At 34.2% G+C, this 19622-nt stretch carries 17 protein-coding genes and 1 pseudogene; 7 read left to right on the forward strand and 11 right to left on the reverse strand.

Features of this window, described 5'->3' with window-relative positions; genetic code table 11:
* Positions 1–75 precede the first annotated feature (75 nt).
* The gene (locus tag ACUXVC_RS07355; protein ID WP_000883009.1) at positions 76–303 is read left to right on the forward strand and encodes a hypothetical protein; all 228 of its coding nucleotides are present in this window, start codon (positions 76–78) and stop codon (positions 301–303) included.
* Positions 304–596: 293 nt separating this feature from the next.
* Here ACUXVC_RS07355 and ACUXVC_RS07360 read toward each other — a convergent pair whose 3' ends face one another.
* From ACUXVC_RS07360 to ACUXVC_RS07370, 3 genes are all read right to left on the reverse strand, one after another.
* Positions 597–1397: a sulfite exporter TauE/SafE family protein gene (locus ACUXVC_RS07360; RefSeq protein WP_053564902.1), complete on the reverse strand. Its 801-nt coding sequence runs from the start codon at positions 1395–1397 to the stop codon at positions 597–599.
* Positions 1398–1514: 117 nt separating this feature from the next.
* The gene (locus ACUXVC_RS07365) at positions 1515–2513 is read right to left on the reverse strand and encodes an inorganic phosphate transporter (protein ID WP_000380276.1); all 999 of its coding nucleotides are present in this window, start codon (positions 2511–2513) and stop codon (positions 1515–1517) included.
* Positions 2514–2524: 11 nt separating this feature from the next.
* Positions 2525–3145, reverse strand: a complete 621-nt coding sequence (locus tag ACUXVC_RS07370) for a DUF47 domain-containing protein (protein WP_000231445.1) — start codon at positions 3143–3145, stop codon at positions 2525–2527.
* Between the two features lie 311 nt (positions 3146–3456).
* Between ACUXVC_RS07370 and ACUXVC_RS07375 the strand changes: the two genes are divergently transcribed.
* Entirely contained in the window at positions 3457–5499 is a 2043-nt protein-coding gene (locus tag ACUXVC_RS07375; protein WP_446025993.1) for a transglycosylase domain-containing protein, read from the forward strand.
* Between the two features lie 79 nt (positions 5500–5578).
* Here the strand turns inward: ACUXVC_RS07375 and ACUXVC_RS07380 are convergent, their stop codons facing one another.
* From ACUXVC_RS07380 to ACUXVC_RS07390, 3 genes and pseudogenes are all read right to left on the reverse strand, one after another.
* The gene (locus ACUXVC_RS07380; protein WP_064531936.1) at positions 5579–6007 is read right to left on the reverse strand and encodes a hypothetical protein; all 429 of its coding nucleotides are present in this window, start codon (positions 6005–6007) and stop codon (positions 5579–5581) included.
* 195 nt (positions 6008–6202) lie between these two features.
* A pseudogene (locus tag ACUXVC_RS07385) lies at positions 6203–7436 on the reverse strand (Gly-Xaa-Xaa repeat protein).
* Between the two features lie 248 nt (positions 7437–7684).
* Entirely contained in the window at positions 7685–8950 is a 1266-nt protein-coding gene (locus ACUXVC_RS07390) for an ATP-binding protein (protein ID WP_053564899.1), read from the reverse strand.
* A gap of 139 nt (positions 8951–9089) precedes the next feature.
* Between ACUXVC_RS07390 and ACUXVC_RS07395 the strand changes: the two genes are divergently transcribed.
* Positions 9090–9935, forward strand: a complete 846-nt coding sequence (locus ACUXVC_RS07395) for a DUF72 domain-containing protein (protein ID WP_000897363.1) — start codon at positions 9090–9092, stop codon at positions 9933–9935.
* Between the two features lie 213 nt (positions 9936–10148).
* Here the strand turns inward: ACUXVC_RS07395 and ACUXVC_RS07400 are convergent, their stop codons facing one another.
* The 4 genes from ACUXVC_RS07400 to deoD all read right to left on the reverse strand — a co-directional run bounded on the left by ACUXVC_RS07400 (position 10149) and on the right by deoD (position 13934).
* A complete protein-coding gene (locus ACUXVC_RS07400) occupies positions 10149–10343 on the reverse strand; it encodes a DUF3924 domain-containing protein (RefSeq protein WP_001094860.1) in 195 nt (64 codons plus the stop codon).
* Positions 10344–10464: 121 nt separating this feature from the next.
* The gene (locus ACUXVC_RS07405; RefSeq protein WP_000806236.1) at positions 10465–10995 is read right to left on the reverse strand and encodes a tyrosine-type recombinase/integrase; all 531 of its coding nucleotides are present in this window, start codon (positions 10993–10995) and stop codon (positions 10465–10467) included.
* A 107-nt stretch (positions 10996–11102) separates the two neighbouring features.
* Positions 11103–12917: a sensor histidine kinase gene (locus ACUXVC_RS07410; protein WP_069355308.1), complete on the reverse strand. Its 1815-nt coding sequence runs from the start codon at positions 12915–12917 to the stop codon at positions 11103–11105.
* A 309-nt stretch (positions 12918–13226) separates the two neighbouring features.
* Positions 13227–13934: a purine-nucleoside phosphorylase gene (gene deoD / locus ACUXVC_RS07415; protein WP_000110707.1), complete on the reverse strand. Its 708-nt coding sequence runs from the start codon at positions 13932–13934 to the stop codon at positions 13227–13229.
* A 176-nt stretch (positions 13935–14110) separates the two neighbouring features.
* Here deoD and ACUXVC_RS07420 point away from each other — a divergent pair, with 176 nt between their 5' ends.
* Entirely contained in the window at positions 14111–14899 is a 789-nt protein-coding gene (locus tag ACUXVC_RS07420; protein WP_000232602.1) for a hypothetical protein, read from the forward strand.
* Positions 14900–14903: 4 nt separating this feature from the next.
* Here ACUXVC_RS07420 and mprF read toward each other — a convergent pair whose 3' ends face one another.
* Positions 14904–17483: a bifunctional lysylphosphatidylglycerol flippase/synthetase MprF gene (mprF, locus tag ACUXVC_RS07425; RefSeq protein ID WP_000010853.1), complete on the reverse strand. Its 2580-nt coding sequence runs from the start codon at positions 17481–17483 to the stop codon at positions 14904–14906.
* A 184-nt stretch (positions 17484–17667) separates the two neighbouring features.
* On the opposite strand from mprF, the gene ACUXVC_RS07430 reads away from it, so the two are divergent.
* The 3 genes from ACUXVC_RS07430 (at position 17668) to ACUXVC_RS07440 (ending at position 19591) form a co-directional block, all read left to right on the forward strand.
* Positions 17668–18057, forward strand: a complete 390-nt coding sequence (locus ACUXVC_RS07430) for a hypothetical protein (RefSeq protein WP_053564895.1) — start codon at positions 17668–17670, stop codon at positions 18055–18057.
* 22 nt (positions 18058–18079) lie between these two features.
* A complete protein-coding gene (locus tag ACUXVC_RS07435) occupies positions 18080–18571 on the forward strand; it encodes a YpuI family protein (protein WP_000067551.1) in 492 nt (163 codons plus the stop codon).
* Positions 18572–18676: 105 nt separating this feature from the next.
* The gene (locus ACUXVC_RS07440; RefSeq protein ID WP_001075742.1) at positions 18677–19591 is read left to right on the forward strand and encodes a superoxide dismutase; all 915 of its coding nucleotides are present in this window, start codon (positions 18677–18679) and stop codon (positions 19589–19591) included.
* Positions 19592–19622 lie beyond the last annotated feature (31 nt).

Raw genomic sequence — 19622 nt, forward strand, 5'->3', positions numbered from 1 at the left:
GTATGCTATTACAGTAGTATACTATTTAGTGTGTAATAGTACTAGCAATGAATACGCTGTAGGGGGTTTAGTATATTGTTAGATGCGATGAGAATGACGGATATGAGAATTCCGGCGAATGCTATCATTCATGTAGAAGAGATGAAAGGTGGAGTCGTTTTATCCGTTGAAGTAGACGGCCAAATTATTTATACGATGGCTTATGATGAAGAAACAGATAGTTATGCTGAATTATATGATCGAAATGATAAGAGGGCGTGCCAAGTACATGAAGACTTTATGGGATGGTCACTTCTTCACTAAAAAAGATGTCAATATGACATCTTTTTTTATTAAATCGATAGAATATACAAAGAAATGAAATATAAGGATAAAATTTGTAATAATTGATTTTGCATTGTTAGCACTCTGTAACTGCAAGTGAACTATTTTTTCGCTATCATAAAGATAACAGTCGCAGTTATAGGAGTGGTCAACTTGAAGAAAGTACATATTTCAAATTATATGTTATTATGTGTTTGTTTAATTTTATTTGTTCTCCTCGGAGGATTTTTATATTCATGTGTATAAGAAAAACGCATTCTAAAAAGAATACGTTATAAAAGGGAAATAATGATTAATCTAGTTCCAAGAATAATTAACGTAATACGTAATAAATTAATTACGGCGTTACCACTTAGTTTTGTATTAATGTAAGCCCCGATTTTTCCGCCGATCCATGCACCAGGAATAAGGATTAATGCATAAATCCAGCTGACATTTCCAAGTGAGATGTGAGTTGCAGAACTTACAATTGCTGATAGAAATACGATGAACATTGAAGTTGCTACTGCAATATGTGCTGGGAATGCAAAAAGAAGCATCATTGCTGGAACAAGTAAGGCACCGCCACCAATTCCAAATAACCCAGATATAAACCCAACTATAAAGGCAATAAAGATAGCAAGAAACGGTGGGAATTGGTAGTGTACAGTATTTCCATCATTATCTGTAAAAGAACGCTTAATTACAGACGTATTTGAGAGGGAAAGAGGTTTTAATTTGTCTCGAAGCATAAGTAGAATTGAGACGAATATAAGGAAAACCCCAAAGTATAAAGAAAATGTGTCTTGGTTTAAAAATTTATTTGCCCATGACCCGATAATACCACCAGGGCCGCTTCCGATAAATAAAATAAGTCCACTTTTATAATCTACTCGTTTATGCTTCATATAAGTAAGGGTGGAAGATAGCCCTGTAAAAACGACTGTTACCATAGAAGTCCCTACTGCAAGTTGTGGTGATAAACTGTGTAATCCAATTAATAACGGAACAATAATAATTCCGCCTCCAAGCCCAACTAGGCTGCCGACTGTCCCGGCGATTAGTCCGATGAAAAGTAACATGATGTATTCCAAAATTGCCAACTCCTCTAAATAACTTATCCACCAATTATTATACACGCTTTTTAATGAGAAATAGGCTTGTTCACAAAAAAGTCGTCTTCCTAGAAAAATAAGGAAGACGACTTTTGATTAGAAAACAAAATGTAATAGGTAGTAAAATAGAGCAGCTAAAGAAGCTGAAATAGGAAGTGTAATAACCCATGTAATTAACATACGTTTTGCAGTTCCCCATTTTACCCCTTTCACACGGTGAGAAGCACCAACCCCTAAAATAGAAGAAGAGATAACGTGCGTCGTACTAACCGGTAAGTGAATGAATGTTGCACCGAAAATAACAAGTGATGATGATAAATCGGCAGCTACACCATTTACAGGACGAATTTTCATAATTTGTCCACCGACAGTTTTAATAATTTTCCATCCACCGACAGAAGTACCAAGTCCCATTGCGATAGCACAAGATAATTGTACCCAGAACGGAATATCGCTAGAAGTATGATAGTTATTAGCCATAAGAGCCATCGTAATGATTCCCATTGCTTTTTGTGCATCATTCGTACCGTGTGTATAGGCTTGTAATGCTGCAGTGAAAATCTGGAATATACGGAAGTTTTTGTTCGTTTTCGTTAAGTTAAAGTTTTTAAAGACCACTTTAAAAATACTGTATACGATATAACCAATAACGAAAGCGATAATTGGTGAAATGATTAAAGCTTCAAGAATTTTAATGAATCCTTTAAGGTTTAATGAGCTAATACCAGCAGCAGCAATGGCTGCACCTGCGATTGAGCCAATAATTGCATGCGAAGAACTACTTGGGATACCGTAGTACCAAGTAATTAAGTTCCATGCTATCGCCGCAAGTAAAGCAGCTAAAATTACAAGAGAACCATTTTGTAAAGCAAATGGGTCAACGATATCTTTTGTAATCGTTTTTGCTACACCTGTAAATGTCATTGCACCTAAAAAGTTCATAATAGCTGCCATAATAATTGCATGTCTAGGCTTTAGAGCTTTCGTTGAAACAGCCGTTGCAATAGCGTTTGCTGTATCGTGAAATCCATTGATAAAGTCAAAAGCTAAAGCGCAAATGACTACTAAAACGGTCAGTATCAAGAGTGTATCCATGATCAAACTCCTTACGCGTTCTTCATAATAATTGTTTCTAATACGTTTGCAACGCTTTGACAGCTATCAGCTACTTCTTCAAGCTCTTCGTAAATCTCTTTAAATTGAATAATCTTAATCGGATCTTTCTCACGAGAGAATAAGTGCTTAATCGCATGACGACGAATATCATCGCATTGTGATTCGTAATCCTTAATCTTGATTGCGTTCGTACGAATGTCGACTAACTTCTTTTTAGACAGTAGTTCAACAGAATTTGCAATTTCAATTGCACATTGATTAATTGCTTCTACGAATTTAATCATGTATTCATCAGCTTCTGTAATAGAATACATTTCGAACAGACCAGCACTGTGATCTAATCCGTCTAATACATCATCCATACTCATTGCAAGTTGTAGGATGTCCTCACGTTCAATCGGAGTAATAAACGCTTTGTTTAACTCCATAATGATTTCGTGAATAAATGAGTCACCTTTTGACTCATACTCTTTCATGCGCATAGAAAACTCTTTTAAATCGCTAGCATTTTTAATTTTATACTCCACGAAAAATTGCGCGCCTTCTTTTAAATTTTCGGAAACATTCATTAACATTTCAGAAAATTTATCTTTTTTTGATTTAAAGACCATTATTGTTACCCCCACAAAAGTAATATATGTAAAATATATTGGCTAATCAATTCTAACAAAAAACTGTCGTTTTTTAAAACATTTTATCGAAAAGTTTACAAAAACTTAACATAACTCTCGTTGTTCTATTAATAATATTAATATCCAATAGTGAATATCTTACTTGTAGAATGTCCTTTTCTTGCAAAAAGTATGAATGTAAAAGAAAAGCTTTACACTATAGGAATGACTACGTTATTATAATAAATTTAAAAGGCGGTATATTCTTCCTTTTAAAAAGAAGAGTGTAAATAAATGAAGGAAGTGAACGAATGAAATTGAAGAACACTCATTTTAAAAAAATGCTTGAGTGGTTCAATAAGAGGAAGAAACTTCGTAATTCATTAATTGTATTTGGAAGTGTACTCGTTACTCTATTTATTGCTGTAAATATAATAATTTCCATTCAAGACATAACTGAATTAAAACAAGCTGTTCCACAACCGACTTTAATTTATGATGCAAATAATGAGGTCGCAACTAAATTAGCTTCTTCGAAAACAGAAGGTGTTAAAAGAAAAGATATTCCTGATATTATGGTTCAGGCAATTGTTGCAGTAGAAGATAAGGAATTTTTTAACCATCATGGTATTTATTATAGTGGAATTATAAGTGCAGTTTTTAAAAATATTACAGCAGGAGAAGTTGTAGCAGGGGGAAGTACAATTACACAGCAGCTTGCGAAGAATGTATTTCTGACACAAGATCGTACATTTTCTCGTAAAATAAAGGAATACTTTTTAACGAAAAAAATAGAACGTACTTATACAAAAGATGAAATTATTGAAATGTATATGAATCAAATTTATTTTGGGGAAGGTGCTTGGGGGATAAAGAGGGCAGCTAAATCTTATTTTGATAAAGAGGTAAAAGATTTATCAATTTCAGAAGCTGCAACGATCGCGGGCTTAATTAAAGCGCCGTCTGCGTATTCGCCTTATAAAAACTTTAATAAATCAATTGAACGACGTAATGTCGTATTAAGTTTAATGAAGGAACAAGGATATATTTCTGAAGAGCAATACAATAAAGAAAAAGAGTCAGGACTTGTATTAAAACGTGGGGTTGATGATAAATATAAAGGTAAATACTCCCAATATGTAGATTATATAGTTAGGGAAGCGATGGATAAGTATGAATTAACACAAAATGAAATTTTAGCAGGTGGTTATCGTATTTATACTGAGCTGGATCCGAAAAAACAACAAGCTGTAGAAGATGTTGTGAATAATGATAGTTATTTCAAAGATAGTGGCTCAGATCAACTTATGCAAACGGGTGTAGTCCTTATAAATCCCAAAACAGGCGGTGTTCCAGCTTTAGTTGGGGGGAGAGGACCATATCAGTTTTTACAATTTAATCATGCTACGCAATTAAAAAGACAGCCAGGTTCAACATTAAAGCCTCTAGCTGTATATGTACCCGCTTTAGAACAAGGGTATGAGGTATACGATATATTAAAGGATGAACCATTTCATATTAAAGAATATGAACCTAAAAATAGTGATCAGGCTTTTCATGGTAATGTGACAATGTATGAAGCGGTAGCAAAATCGTATAATGTTTCTGCTGTGTGGCTATTAGAACAAATAGGATTAGATAAAGGATTGAAATCTTTAGAGCGATTTGGTATTCCATTAGTACCAGAAGACCGTACGTATCCAATTGCTTTAGGTGGGATGCATGTAGGGACATCACCATTTGTAATGGCCCAAGCATATAGTACATTTGCTAATGATGGGGTTCAAGTAGAGGCTCATGCAATTAGAGAAGTTCAAAATGCTGAAGGGGAAATAATAGGGAAATGGTATAAGAAAGAGACACGAGTGACGAGTGAGAAAATCGCTCAAAAGATGACGTATTTATTAAAAGGTGTTGTAGAAAAGGGAACAGGTGGAAAAGCGAAAGTTAATAATGTTGATACAGCAGGAAAGACAGGGACGACTCAACTTGTAAATGGCCCGAGCGTAGGGGCAAAGGACTCGTGGTTTGTAGGATACACACCAGATTTAGTAGGTGCGATTTGGGTAGGATATGACAAAACAGATAGCGAGCATTATGTTCCGGGTGGTAGCCAAATTACAACGACGATGTTCCGGGATATCATGAAAAAAGCAAATGCAAACCCAGCCCAAAAAGCGTTCCAATTGTCGTTAATATCTGAGGCGGACTATAAAAAACAATTGCAAACAATTGAAGAAGAAAAGCGAAGAAAAGAAGAAGAAAAGAAAAGGCAAGAAGAAGAGCAACAAAGGAAAAAAGAACAGCAAGAGTGGTTTGATAAAGTGAAAGAGTGGATTCCATCATTATGGTAAAAAAAGAGGCGAATTTCATTATTCGCCTCTTTCTCGTGTGAAAAATAAAGTGAGCTCATAATGAGTGAGATAAATGCTACTATTCATTAAGAGTAATGTTCGTACTGCCAAAGGATTGAGAATCGTATGTGACGATTATTGTTCCTTTACTAATCGGTTCGTAAGGTAATTCTTCTTCATAACTACCATTATTTTCATTATGGATAGACAGCGTGATTTCATCAATTCCTTTATTTGTATACTGATCTTTAATCGTTTCAGCAATATGAAGTAGAGTTTCGTAATTAGAAGCTTTCGTAATAAGCATTCCTTTTATAACTTTTTTTTCATTATTTGTGGAATTGGAATAAGGGATGTCGTTTTGTTTCGTATACAAAAGTTTGTATGGAACTGTTTTTCTCTCTGCTTTTGAAATAGTGGAGTATTTTAGAGTTAAAAAAAATCCTACACATAAAATAATGCATACCATAAGAGCAATCCAAATGCGTATCAGTGACATAACTCTCATTTTTCATCCCTCTTTCATATCTTTGACTTCATTATTTATCATACAAAATGAGGATTAAGATAGAGTAAATTTGAGGTAAAGAAACGTAAAGAAGGAGCACTTATCCTCCCAAATAAGTGCTCCTTTTTATTAAAAGAGAGATTTAATAGACAATCAATTAAACATATAACTATAAATATGATTATTTGACGAAAATTAGTAAATTCGGAAGACGGTTAGTACTGCAGTTGTTTCACCTGTATTTGGAATAGAGATAGTATTTGCTGTAGGTTGTACAGAGATTGTTGTACCAGCTGTTAAAGTAATAATCGTTGAGAAAGAAACCGCACTACCGATAACGTTAGTTGAAAAATTACGACTAGGTGGTTGGCCATTAAATGAAAGACCGAAACCAAATGGTGAGGAGCCTGGGAATGTTGTAGATGCGGAGAAGTTAATATCGTATACACCAGTTTCTAAAACAGTTAGAGTATCAGAGCCGTTAAAGGAGAGGTTTGTTAATTCGAATGTTTCATTGAATTGTATATTGCTTCCTGGTGATACTGTTTGTGCATTTGTGTTACCTAAGACAGCTGTAGTTATAGGAATCGGAGTACCCTGCTGGTCCTGTTGCGCCAGTAGCACCTTGAGCGCCAGTAGCACCTTGAGCGCCAGCCGGACCTTGAGCGCCAGTAGCACCTTGAGCGCCCGCTGGACCTTGAGCGCCAGTAGCACCTTGAGCACCCGCTGGACCTTGAGCGCCAGTAGCACCTTGAGCACCCGCCGGACCTTGAATACCTTGAGCACCTTGAGGTCCAGTAGCACCTTGAGCACCTGCTGGTCCCTGAGCACCTTGAGGACCTTGAGCGCCAGTAGCGCCTTGAGCACCCGCCGGACCTTGAGCGCCAGTAGCGCCTTGAGCGCCCGCCGGTCCTTGAGGTCCAGTAGCGCCTTGAGGTCCAGTAGCCCCCGTAGCACCAGTAGTTCCTCCACCTAGGCAACCAGATCCATATTGAACTAAGATAGCTTGAATTTCTGAAATGAGTTTAACGAGATTATCGATAGCACAGCAATCAATTTTGAATAACTTAGCGATATACAATAAATAATTAAGCAGGCTTTGTAGTTCAACGTATAATGCCCCACATGAAAAAGGTGTTGTTCTTAAAATAGTTAACAGATTAGCGATAATAGAATTTGCAATTTGTTTTTGTGCAGGAGACAAATCTAAGCAATTGAGGAATCGTTGGAGATTATTTAAGACGTTAATCAGATTATCAATATTATTTTGAGAAGGGTTTTGGAAGACAGCTTGAATAGCTTGACCAAGAGCTTGAAGAAGTCTAACAAATTCTGTAAGTTCTGACTTAGAGATGTTAATATGGCTACATGCTCTTACTTCGCAACAATCATTACCATAAAATACTTTTCCTTTATTTTTATTGTTCATCTTTTCATTTCTTTCTTTCATAGAATAAATAGTCGTTACTATATATTAAAATGAAATTCAAATTAAATTCGTGATGGACAAACTACTATTTCTCAAAAAATAAGAAGTTTACCTACCTAACACGAATAATAAAAAAGTAGAGAAAAATCTATATGTTTTAAAGAGAATAAATTAGCATAAAAAAACTCCCTTTAATTGTTAGAGTTTGCTTAACAATTAAAGGGAGTTCATAGAACAGCATTATCATTTTATAAGTTAATTGCTTCACGATTTACTTTAGGTAAAATCGGAATAGAAATAGTGAAGGTTGTACCGTCTGGAGCACTAGTCATTTTGAGCGTACCGTTATGATTTTGGATGATTTTTTTTGTTACTGACAAGCCTAGTCCTGTTCCCGAATCCTTCGTTGAGAAGAATGGATCAAAGATATATTCTTGAATAGCTGGAGGAATACCAATTCCATTATCTGTGAAAGTAATCCGAACGAAGTTATCAAGGCGATAACTAGTGATTTGAATAGAAAGAGGTTTGTCGCCTTGAGCATCGACGGCATTTTGAAATAGATTTAAAAACACTTGAACAAGTTCATGTCGATCAATATTGACTAAAATATCATCTAATTCATTAGAGAAGTTATAATCAATTGAAATGTTATGCAAGGAGACTTCACTAGCTAGTAACTGTTGAATATAGTCACGTAAAAATGTATTGATCGGAAACGGTTCTCTTGTAAATTCCCGTGTTTTTGAAACAGCTAAAAATTTTGTAATAATATTATTTGCACGATCTAATTCAGGGATAAGCAAGTTTTTAAATAACTCTTGATTTGATGTAGAAACGCTTTCTTGTAAAAATTGTAAGTATCCTCGTACTGTTGTAAGAGGATTTCGTACTTCGTGTGCAATTCCAGCTGCGATTCGCCCTGCTAACGAAAACTTCTCTGCATCACGTTCTGTATTTAAATAATGAAAGACACTAATAACTCTAAAAATCTCACCGTTATAATCACGAATAATTCGGTTATTTATAATACCGTAATTTTTGTCTAAAACTTCTTCATTATATATTTCTGTTCCCGTTCTTAATGTTTCAATTGCTTTAATTTTTTCTTCCGGCAAGTTTAGTAATTGTTGAATTGGTTTTCCAATAATATCATTGCGTATTACACCGAAATCATCTGCGGCAACTTGATTACATAAAGTAATATTCCCTTTACTATCGACAAAGGTTACATGATGTGAAAAGGCATCAAAAATATGAACAAAGTGTTTTTCAAGTTGTTCAAATAAAAATAATGAATCACAAGTAAGTTGAAAATTAGCTTCTTTATTTTCTTTTGGTATTTCTTGAATGGAATGAGTTGTTCTGGTTTTCTTTATTCGTAAACCAATATGTGGATTTTTGTATGTGAAATGATGTGGTAATTGATTCACAAGTTCTTCATAAAAACGTACTTTATTTTCTAGTTCTTCAATTCGTTTTTCATGAGATACAGTAGCATCGTTTGGAAGCATAAATAAATAACCCCTCATTTTAAAAATTCTTCCATATAGTATATCATATTTTTATAAGGATACTCTTAAAGAAAAGGCTACATGATGCAAAGTGTTTGGAAAGTGAATAGAAGATGAAGTTAAAAAGGGAGGGATATATGTGCTGTTCATTGGAGTGACAGGATGGGGAGATCATAATTCTTTATACATAGATTCCTATGAAAATAGAAATAAATTACGAACATATAGCGAGTATTTTCCTATTGTGGAAGTGGATAGTTCATTTTACGCGATGCAACCTGCACGAAATTATATAAAATGGGCAATGGAAACGCCGAAAGATTTTTCTTTTGTCGTAAAAGCGTATCAAGGAATGACAGGACATATGAAAGGTGAAATTCCTTTTTCTACGTTCGATGAGATGTTTGATTTGTATAAACAGTCTATTCTTCCTTTATTAGAAGCTGATAAATTAAAAACAATTTTATTTCAATATCCACCATGGTTTGATTGCAAAAAGAAAAATGTAGATTTTCTTCGATATACGAAAGAAAAAATGGAAGGTTTACCATGTGCAATAGAATTTCGAAATCAAACATGGTTTTATCCAGAAATGAGAGATAAGACGTTACAGTTTCTAGAACAGGAGAAATGGGTTCATACAATTTGTGATGAACCACAGGCTGGGATAGGTTCTGTGCCACTCGTGTTAGAGGTTACGAATTCAGACATGGCATTAATACGTTTTCACGGTCGAAATGTTCATGGTTGGCTTGATAAAGGGGAAAATTGGAGAGCGGTTCGCTGTTTATATCGCTACAACAATAAAGAACTGGAAGAATGGGTTGAACGACTAGAGCAATTAAAAAAGAAAACAAAGGATATATACGTACTGTTTAACAACAATTCAGGTGGGGATGCAGCAGATAATGCGAAACAGCTTATGAAAATGATGAACATTACATATGGTGAGCCGAAGCCGGAGCAATTAAATTTTTTTGAATGATAATAAACAAGAAAGGCACTGTACAAACAGGGGGAATGTACAGTGCCTTTCTATATGAAAAAGAGGGTAACAATGTTACTGAGCGTTTGGTTGATTCATCAATTGTTGGCTTCATAATAAATGATAATGGTTATCATTATCATTGTCAATGGTTTTTCTAAAAATATATAAAAAACTTTGTATATTTTAAATAGAGATAAAAAAAGAACAGCATTAATGCTGTTCTTTTCCGTTGACAAATTGTTGTAAATCAAAAGGAGTTATCGCCTGGATAAATTCTTTTGAGATAAGTGTTTGAACGAGAGTGCTCTCAGAGATAGAAGCACCTGTTTTCTTTTCATAAGCTTGTTTTAATAAATCAAGTTTTTCAGCCGTTTCTTTTGGTAATTCAATTGTAAGTGTGTTCATAATTTCTCCCCCTTAGTATTAGAGTACCACTACAGTATAGGAGAGACAAGAAAAGAGAATATGAAATATAAAAAAGGTTACCAAATTTTCAAATGGTAACCTTTTTTATGTATAAGAGTTATTAAGCAATACCGATATACTTTAAAGTTTTTGATGGAGTACTGTGATCAAAGAAGTGTTGTAAAAATGCAATATCAACACCTGATTTGTATGCACAATAACCCCAAGTTTTTCGAAGTGTATGTGAGCTAATCCCTTCTAATCCAACTTCTTTTGCAGCTTTGTTTAAAATGTACCATGCATGTTGTCTCGTAATAGATTTTGTTCCTTTTTGAGATTTTAACAATGGTTCATTACGTTTCCAAGTTTTACGTTCTTTCATGTAGTCTTCGATTGCGTGCTGTAAGTCTTCATTTACAGCAAACCATTTATGTTTCTTCACTTTTTCATTGTAAAATAAAATGGAATGGCGAACATTTTCATTTTCATCGATTACATCACTAACTTTTAATTGTAAGATTTCACTTACTTTTAAGCCAGAATTTACAGCTAATACGAATAATAAGCCATCACGTTTCGAAGATTGTAAAAGTATATTTTTGATAGTTTCTAATTGTTTTTCATTTTGAATAGGTTGTCCTGCTTGTTTCATTTCACGCACTCTCCTCTTTTATATGTGTAAAGGAAAGGATTAACTTGTTTCTTACTATAAAGGGAGAGTGTGAATTTCATGTGAACTCCTAGTGAAATTAAGACAAATTATTTGACTTCTTTTACTTTTTGTAAATTGAAATAGAATACAACACTGTTAGTCGTATTATACACACCGTATTCGGCATGATGGAGGTCTAAAATGTTTTTTACAATAGATAATCCGAGACCGGTACCTCCAGTGTGACGGCTACGTGATGCATCTAGACGATAGAAGCGATCCCAAATTTTTTCAAGACTTTCTTCAGGGATAGGGTTTCCTGTATTTTCGATTTCGACTTTTACGGTATCTTCTGCTTCTATAATAGAGACTTGTATTTTTTCTCCATCTGGCGTATAACGGATTGCATTACTTAGTAAGTTCACAACTACTTGCTCAATACGGCTGCGATTTGCTTTAACAAGTATAGAAGGGTCTGCATCGACATTCACTTGTAAATGTTTTTCTTCCATGCTAAATAATAATTTTGTGTAGACTTGTTGCGTTAATTCACCGATTGAGAACGTCGTCATATCTAGTTTGTAAGTACCAGATTCCAACTTTGCTAATTCTAACATTTCAACAATCAGCCTGTTCATATTTTCTGTTTCTTCTAAAATAACATCAGTATAATACGAAGTATCCTTACTAACACCATCTTTAATTCCTTCTGCAAAACTTCTAATTACACTCAGTGGTGTTTTTAATTCGTGTGACACGCCAGAAATGAATTCTTTTCTTGTTTTTTCTAATTGACGTTCACGTTCAATATCTTGTTGTAACTTTGTATTAGCGACATTTAATCGATCGATTCGATCTTTTAAATTTACAGATAATGTATTGATACTGCCAGAAAGCCCGCCAATTTCATCGTCAGCTGTAACAGGTAATTTCTCGCTGAAATCAAAATTAGCCATTTTTTTTGTAACACGATTTATTTTAATTAATGGCTTAACAATGATTTTTGAGTAGTAGAAGGATAACAAAATAATAACGAGAAACACGATGATTAAGGCATAAACATAATAGTCTTTTAAAACGAGCATCGCTTCATTAACGGGCTGCAAAGATGCTATCGCAAAAGCATATTCTGTAATCTTTCCGTTTTCTATAATCGGTTTTACAAAGATACTATTTTTTATATTTTCTCCGCCATCTAATATGAACGTGTTTAATTGGTTCGAGTTAGAAGTGCCATCTCTAATAATATCTGCAAAATATTGAACGGCTTGTAATGTTTCAATATCATTTGCAAGACGAACCTCAGCTTTTGATGGGAGCTGTAACTTAGTTATAACACCTGTAAAGACGATGCGAGTTGTAGATTTGTATCGGCTTGTAAGTCTATTCTTGGAAGGATTACCATTAATTGACTGAAAATCCGAATAGAAATGTTCGTTTTGCCATTGATTATAATTCGTTCCTAATTTTTGTGGTGTGATTATATTATTCTCTTGTACGACTCCATCAACATTAATTATTACATCTTTTTTTAAACCTAAATTTTCGAATTTATTATATTCTTCTGGTGTTAAAAGATTATTGAGTGGAATGGAATACTGTTTATTATTGTTGGGATTAAATACATCGATATAGTAATTGTTATCACTTTTAATAATACCGTTAGAATCCAAAAACTGCATATCGGCATTTGTTTTATCATGAAATTCTTGTTTTAGTTTTCTAACTTTCTCATAACTTTTATCACTTTTGTCATAATTATCTACGAATTTTTCAAAAGCAGTTTGAACTGTTTTTACTTTTTTATTAATATAAAATTTCTCTAAAAATAGAGATTGTCCTAGGAAAAAAAGTAGGAATATTATTGTAAATAAAGTTGATGTTAATAAAAATAGTTTAAAGACGATACTTCTGTTTTTCACTGCGTCACCTCTTATGAGAAATACTGTAAATGATTTCTTTATCCCGCCTTAACAGGTAATAAGACTCCTACTTCAAAATTCGGCAAATACAAGGGAGTTAGGCGGGAGATCAACTGCCCGTAAAATCCTGATTGGTTCAACTAATAATCAATGGAGAATGGGAAAAATCCCCACTGATTAAAGTTTCACTTTATTATAACAAACGTTACAAGAAAGTAGAGGGGAGAAATCTGTCTCTTTATAAAATAGTTATTTATAAAAAGTTACATAAAAAGAACTCGCCAGACGTATGACAAGTTCTTTAGTGTATTATTGTTGAATTGCTGCATCTAAAGCGATTTCAATCATTTCGTTAAATGTAGTTTGACGCTCTTCAGATGTTGTTTCTTCGCCAGTGAAGATGTGATCGCTAACTGTTAATACAGATAATGCATTTACACCGTATTTCGCTGCTAATGTGTAAAGAGCAGTTGTTTCCATTTCTACTGCTAATACACCGTAATCTCCAAGTTTTTTAACCATGTCCATGCTTTCACGATAAAACACATCTGCTGTTAAAACGTTACCGACACGAACGTGTAATCCTTTTTCAGTTCCAGCATCGTAAGCTTTCTTTAAAAGATCAAAGTTTGCAGCTGGTGCAAAATCAAATCCTGGGAATGTTAAACGGTTCATATTAGAATCAGTACAAGCCGTCATTGCGATAATAACATCACGAACTTTTACATCTTTTTGAATTGCACCGCAAGTTCCAACGCGAATTAAATTTTTAACTCCGTAGCTTTGGATTAATTCGTTTACATAAATAGAAATAGAAGGAACACCCATACCTGTACCTTGAACAGATACACGTTTTCCTTTATAAGTTCCAGTGAAACCTAACATACCACGTACGTTATTATAGCAAGTAACATCCTCTAGAAATGTTTCAGCGATATATTTTGCACGTAATGGATCACCAGGTAATAGAATAGATTCAGCGATTTCGCCTTGTTTTGCTTCGATATGTACACTCATGAAAAGTCCTCCTTATAATGTATTGATAGAAATCAATATCATTTGCATTATACACTACGAATCCTTTCAATTAAAATCTTTTTATTATTTGTAATATGTGCAAAATAGGAGGATTTCATAAATCATAATCTAGAATATATACCTTAAGAAGTTTTGTATGAACAGAGACAATAAAAATGGTAGGTGATGTTTTGAAAAATCTTGTCATTGGACTTATTGCGTTAGTACTTATTGTGGCAGGAGGATTTTACATAAAAAAATATCAAGAAAACGAAGAGACTGTAGGAGATGTTCAGGAAGTAAAGTGGGATGTGTCAAATGGAAAGGGAAATGAGAAAGTAGATATTGTATTTCAGTTGTTAAACAAAAAGAATAATGAAATTCGTGGTGTAAATGATCAAATTCGGGCAGTGATTGTAGATGGACAGTTAAAACACATACAACAAATTAAACCTACATTTGCAGGGAACGGGTCATATAAGTTATCTTCCAAAATAGCGAAAGACGAAGAATATACAATATTTTTATACGAAGATAAAAATAAGTCCGTAGAGTCATTCGCTAGGAAAGATTTTGGTAGAACGAAAGAGGAGAACAATAAGAAAAAAGTGAAATTTCCAATCGACAGTGTACTTACAAAAAAAATAGGAGAGTATGAAGTTTCTCTTTTATTTGGTGCATTACATCCGAATGAACCAGTTACGTTAACATTTCAGTTTCAAGCGAAAAAGGGTGAAAAATTGAAATTACATTCAGAGAGAGGAGAAGTAGAGTCACTCTATATCGTGGATGAAACGAAGGAGAACTTTTTATACGCTATGCCTGTAGATACGGATGAGCAATTACAATACCGGATTACATTTCCTGCCGAGGGCACGTATAAAATGTGGGGGAATTTCTATATAAATGGTAAGAAGTATGAAAAAGAATTTATTGTACAAGTTCAAAAAAGAAAAAACAGCTAAGAATTTAGCTGTTTTTTCTTTTTCCTATTAATTTTGTTACAGAGAGCATTGTAATTGGTAAAGAATGATTCTTCCTAAATGCTAAATATTTACCGCTCCATGCTGGTTTATATTTTTCTTTAAAATGGCGTAATCCGCTGAAACTATACGTATAACGAACGTTATTAAAGATTGCAGCAGCCACTCGTTCAGACCAGAAAGACTGTGTGGATAAACCAACATTTGAAAGTGGTGCCATACCAATATTAAAGGAGTGGTATTCATTTTCTTTTGCCCACTGGAATAAGTGGATGAAAATTGCGTCCATAATGCCGCTAGGCGCATCTGGATAATATCGCATTAAATCGACAGATAATGATCCGTTTTGATATACGGGCATGAATGTTGTGAATGCAATAATTTTTCCATCTGCATCAGATAATGTTGCAATAGGAGCACGACTAATATATTCACGATCGAAGTATCCGAGTGAAAAACCTTTCTCTTTTTTTCCACCAAGCCATGCATCTGAAACTTTTCTTAACTCTTCATATAATTCGTCTGAGAAAGGTGGCTCGTGAATAGAGAATGTATAGCCTTCTCTTTCAAAACGGTTGAAAGTAGCTCGCATGCCAGCGCGTTTCTTTCCTGTTATTGTAAATGTATTTAAATCAACAACAGCTTCTTCACCGAGCTTAAAGAAGTTATAACCAAAATCGTGATATAAACTCATCCATTTACTTTCAATTTGGTAGAATACACAAATGTATCCAAATCGATCAGCCTCAGCTAAAAACTCTTGCAGTACAGTACGATAGGAGGAAGGGTCCCCAATTGGATCACCTAGTACAATAAGTCGTTTTCCAGTTATTGAGAAGAGAATGAGTGCTTTTCCATCACTACTGAAAAAGAACTGCTTATCTCCTAAAAAACCTAAATGACTAAGTACGTTTCCACCATGTTCATCTAAGAAGTTTTGTAATCTTTTATCATTAGCTGGTTGCCCGGGAAATTCATTTCGATAACGATTTGCAATGAGTGAACCAATTAGTAAAAAAGTAGGAACAAAAAAGGCAGCTGCTAATGCACTTCGTTTCACTTGTGTAATATTACGAACGACAAAATCAGGTTTGAAAGCTTCCTTTGCACCTGCAAATAAAATACCTAAGTTTTTATATAAATATAACGTTACAAGTAGGAATATAAAAACTTTTACGATATCGGAAAGTGAGACTTCCATTTTCTCACGTACAAACCTTTTACGAAGCATATACAATACAGCGAGTACGATTAATAAAATAAACGTTTCTTCAACATCAATTCCTTTTAGTGTATTAAAAATAGCCGCTCCAATTAAAGAAACAATCGTCATATAATAAGAACGTTTTGTTCCGTAATATATCCCCCGTGAAAGAATGAGTAGGAGAATACCGAATGTTAGCGATAAGCTAAAAGAAAATTGAATAAGGTGTTTTGGAGCTAGAATATGTAAGGCGTGTGCCCGATTTATACTTGTCGGTAGAATGGTTGATAAAATAACCATTAAGCCAGCAAATACTGTTAAAGCAGCAGATGCCCAAGAACCTAACTTTCCTAGAAAGTCACGCTGCAAAGTCCATATAACACCAGTTGTCTCTAATGCAGGCGCAATAAAAGGTTTATCTTCAAACTTTTTAATGGCTACTCCTGTCATTTCAAAAGCTGCAAAAATGAGACCAAGGCAGAATGGTAAGATGTAATAGACGAGACGATATAATAACATAGCAGGGAGTAAAACACCTGTATCGATGCCGTATTGCCCAAGCCCAGTTAAGAAGACAAGATCAAATGATCCAAGGCCACCAGGAACAAGACTAACGACACCAGCTAAAGCAGCAATGACATATACGCCTAAAAACTTTTGGAATTCGATTTCAATGCCAAATAATAATAATATGACGTACATAACAATACCAGCAGATACCCATTCGACTAATGAAACTAATGAGTATAAAACGGTTGGGTTTTTCTCCTCTTCTTCTTGTCCCTCTGTTTGCGTCGCTTTTCTATTTTTTAATTTAGAAAACCCGATATATATAGGAACGAAAAGAGCAAAGAAGATAAGAACAGGCCATAGCCATGGTTTTTCATGCAAAATAAATCTCGTGTCTAATATTCCGATAAGACCAAGAAATGAAAGAATGGCTAATCCATTAATAAAGGCAGTTGTCATCCAAGCGATACTTTTAATAAGTTTTCCATTTTCTTTTATGTATGGACGATAAAGCATTGTGCGTACGCCGGCTCCAACGAGACCACCAAACCCGATAAATCCATTTAAAGTATTAGCAATCCACGAGATACGGAAAATCTTTTGGACAGGAATATCAGCTTTTAAGTAACGAAGCATAACATAGTCATAAAAGAACATTGTTGATACAGCGAATGCACCAAGTGTAATTGCTAAAAAGACTCCTCCAGTTGGAATGTTTTTAATTGTATCAATCGCTTCTAAAAAAGAAATGCCCGCTAATTCTTTTTTTGCTTGAAAGAATACAATTGTTAATACAACAAATGGGAAGATAATTTTCCCGATTTGTAAGAAACGTTTCCATGAAAACGACATAAATACAACTCTCCTTGTGTAAGAAAACTGAGACAATAATATTATTATGACAAACTTCAAGAAAAATAAAAAGGTAAATTCCTGTATAGGGGAGCTATTTTTTATATAGGTATATTTAAAAGAATATTTTGTTTATCAGAAAATTAAGTTAGAATAAGATAAAAGAAGGAGGAGGGGGGAGTATATGATTATAAAAGGTTATGTAGGATATGAGTTAGAAAAAGCGAAACCTAATACATCAGAGGATTTTTTTAACAGATCTGAAGTGACATATATATTAAATGATAAAGAGAAAACTTTTTCGGTTTTATACGTTCGATATTTTGAAGAAGTTTTACAAGAAATTACTCCTTTTGAAGGAAATCCAGTGTATAAAGTAGAAGAACAAAACATATATTTGCGCGATATTGTAGCGATATGTTGTTTAGTGAAAGATAGGGAGCTTCGTGCGCAAAAACGTTTGTATTTAAATAATATGGAAGAATTTCAACAATATTTTGATGAGGGAACGGTGTTGAAAGTACAAGAAATATTGGCTGAATTACATAAAAATAAAAGAGTAGAAATAGCGTGAAATGGCAAAGGAGAGAGAAAAAATGTCTAATTTGATGGTTGAAAATCAAACAGAACAAGTTTCTATATTTTTAGAAGATGCTATTCATTTAATAACCAATTATGTAAATTATCATACGTTACCTTCTTTATTAGAGGAGACACCGGCAGGGAACGAGCAATATTATAAAGGGTTATTAGCATCAATGAGACGACTTCTCGTTTTTTGCGAAGAAGGACATGATGCATGTTTTGTTTTGTTGAATAGTCAGCCATTTCGAAAAACAGCAGCTGAAAAAATTTTATATAAGATTTACCATCAAGTAATTGCAGAGTTTTTTTCACCGAAGAGTGATTATTGGTATGAAAATAGTCGGTCTGCATATACAGGAAAAAATTCTATCGTTTTTCAACAAACACCACCTGCATCTTTGGGGCAAGTGATGAAGAGTTTAGAAGGTAAATTTCAATTGATGCGTGAAGAACTAGAATATTATGAGACGGATTATCAGACAAAGATGTTACACAAATATTGATTGCGGAAAAGAAGCTAAGGTGACTTAGCTTCTTTTCCTTTTGTACAGTTATATAAGGGATTTTCATTGAATATAGTTAAGTGGATAGCATTAGGGAGGTGCAACATGAATCAGCAAGGTGTATTTACAGATTACTTTCATGAAGTAGAAAATTGGTGTGAAAGTGTTCTTCACGTATTAGATAGCCGCGCAATGGAAGTGTATGATGTCCATATGCTTGCTTATAAAATTCAGACGTTGTTAGAGCGTATGAAAGAGCATGAGTATGAAACAGATGCAGAGTTTATGTATGAAATAAGTGATGATGTAGAACATATTCAGCATCACTTGCAGGAAGTATTTATGCAAGAAGAAGAGGAATATGAATTATATGAAAGAGGGGATAGCGAACGAGCTGTTCCAATTGGAGGACATACACTACCGCCATTACCTTATCCGTATAATGCGTTAGAACCGTATATTTCTAAAGAAATTATGATGTTACACCATGATAAACATCATCGGAGTTACGTGGAAGGGTTAAATAAAGCAGAGAAGATGATGGAAGAAGCGAGAAAAACAAATCAATTTGATTTAATTAAGCATTGGGAAAGAGAAGCGGCTTTTCATGGGTCAGGTCATTACTTACACACGATATTTTGGAATAACATGAAAAAAGACGGTGGTGGAAGTCCAAGAGGTGCTTTTTCACAACAAATCGAACAAGATTTTGGAAGCTTTTTACGTTTCCAAAAACATTTTACAGAAGCGGCCTCTAAAGTAGAAGGTTCAGGTTGGGCAATTCTCGTTTGGGTGCCCCGGTCTGGAAGGTTAGAAATTTTGCAAAGTACACTTCATCAATTATTTACACAATGGGATACGATACCACTCCTTGTACTAGATGTCTGGGAACATGCGTATTATTTACAATACCAAAATCGAAAAGATGAATATATTAAAAACTGGTGGAATGTTGTAAATTGGCCTGATGTAGAAAAAAGGTTTGAAACTGCGAAACAAATTGAATGGACACCATATTAGACGCAAATTCTCTGCGTCTTTTTTAATGGAA

It is taken from the genome of Bacillus sp. N6 (assembly GCF_052805735.1).

Bases quoted from the DNA above. Each gene is read 5' to 3' on its own strand.
- ACUXVC_RS07365 (WP_000380276.1), bottom strand. From the start codon at position 2,513: ATGGATACACTCTTGATACTGACCGTTTTAGTAGTCATTTGCGCTTTA.
- ACUXVC_RS07370 (WP_000231445.1), bottom strand. From the start codon at position 3,145: ATGGTCTTTAAATCAAAAAAAGATAAATTTTCTGAAATGTTAATGAAT.
- ACUXVC_RS07375 (WP_446025993.1), top strand. From the start codon at position 3,457: ATGAAATTGAAGAACACTCATTTTAAAAAAATGCTTGAGTGGTTCAAT.
- ACUXVC_RS07380 (WP_064531936.1), bottom strand. From the start codon at position 6,007: ATGAGAGTTATGTCACTGATACGCATTTGGATTGCTCTTATGGTATGC.
- ACUXVC_RS07390 (WP_053564899.1), bottom strand. From the start codon at position 8,950: ATGCTTCCAAACGATGCTACTGTATCTCATGAAAAACGAATTGAAGAA.
- ACUXVC_RS07400 (WP_001094860.1), bottom strand. From the start codon at position 10,343: ATGAACACACTTACAATTGAATTACCAAAAGAAACGGCTGAAAAACTT.
- ACUXVC_RS07405 (WP_000806236.1), bottom strand. From the start codon at position 10,995: ATGAAACAAGCAGGACAACCTATTCAAAATGAAAAACAATTAGAAACT.
- deoD (WP_000110707.1), bottom strand. From the start codon at position 13,934: ATGAGTGTACATATCGAAGCAAAACAAGGCGAAATCGCTGAATCTATT.
- ACUXVC_RS07420 (WP_000232602.1), top strand. From the start codon at position 14,111: ATGGTAGGTGATGTTTTGAAAAATCTTGTCATTGGACTTATTGCGTTA.
- mprF (WP_000010853.1), bottom strand. From the start codon at position 17,483: ATGTCGTTTTCATGGAAACGTTTCTTACAAATCGGGAAAATTATCTTC.
- ACUXVC_RS07430 (WP_053564895.1), top strand. From the start codon at position 17,668: ATGATTATAAAAGGTTATGTAGGATATGAGTTAGAAAAAGCGAAACCT.
- ACUXVC_RS07435 (WP_000067551.1), top strand. From the start codon at position 18,080: ATGTCTAATTTGATGGTTGAAAATCAAACAGAACAAGTTTCTATATTT.
- ACUXVC_RS07440 (WP_001075742.1), top strand. From the start codon at position 18,677: ATGAATCAGCAAGGTGTATTTACAGATTACTTTCATGAAGTAGAAAAT.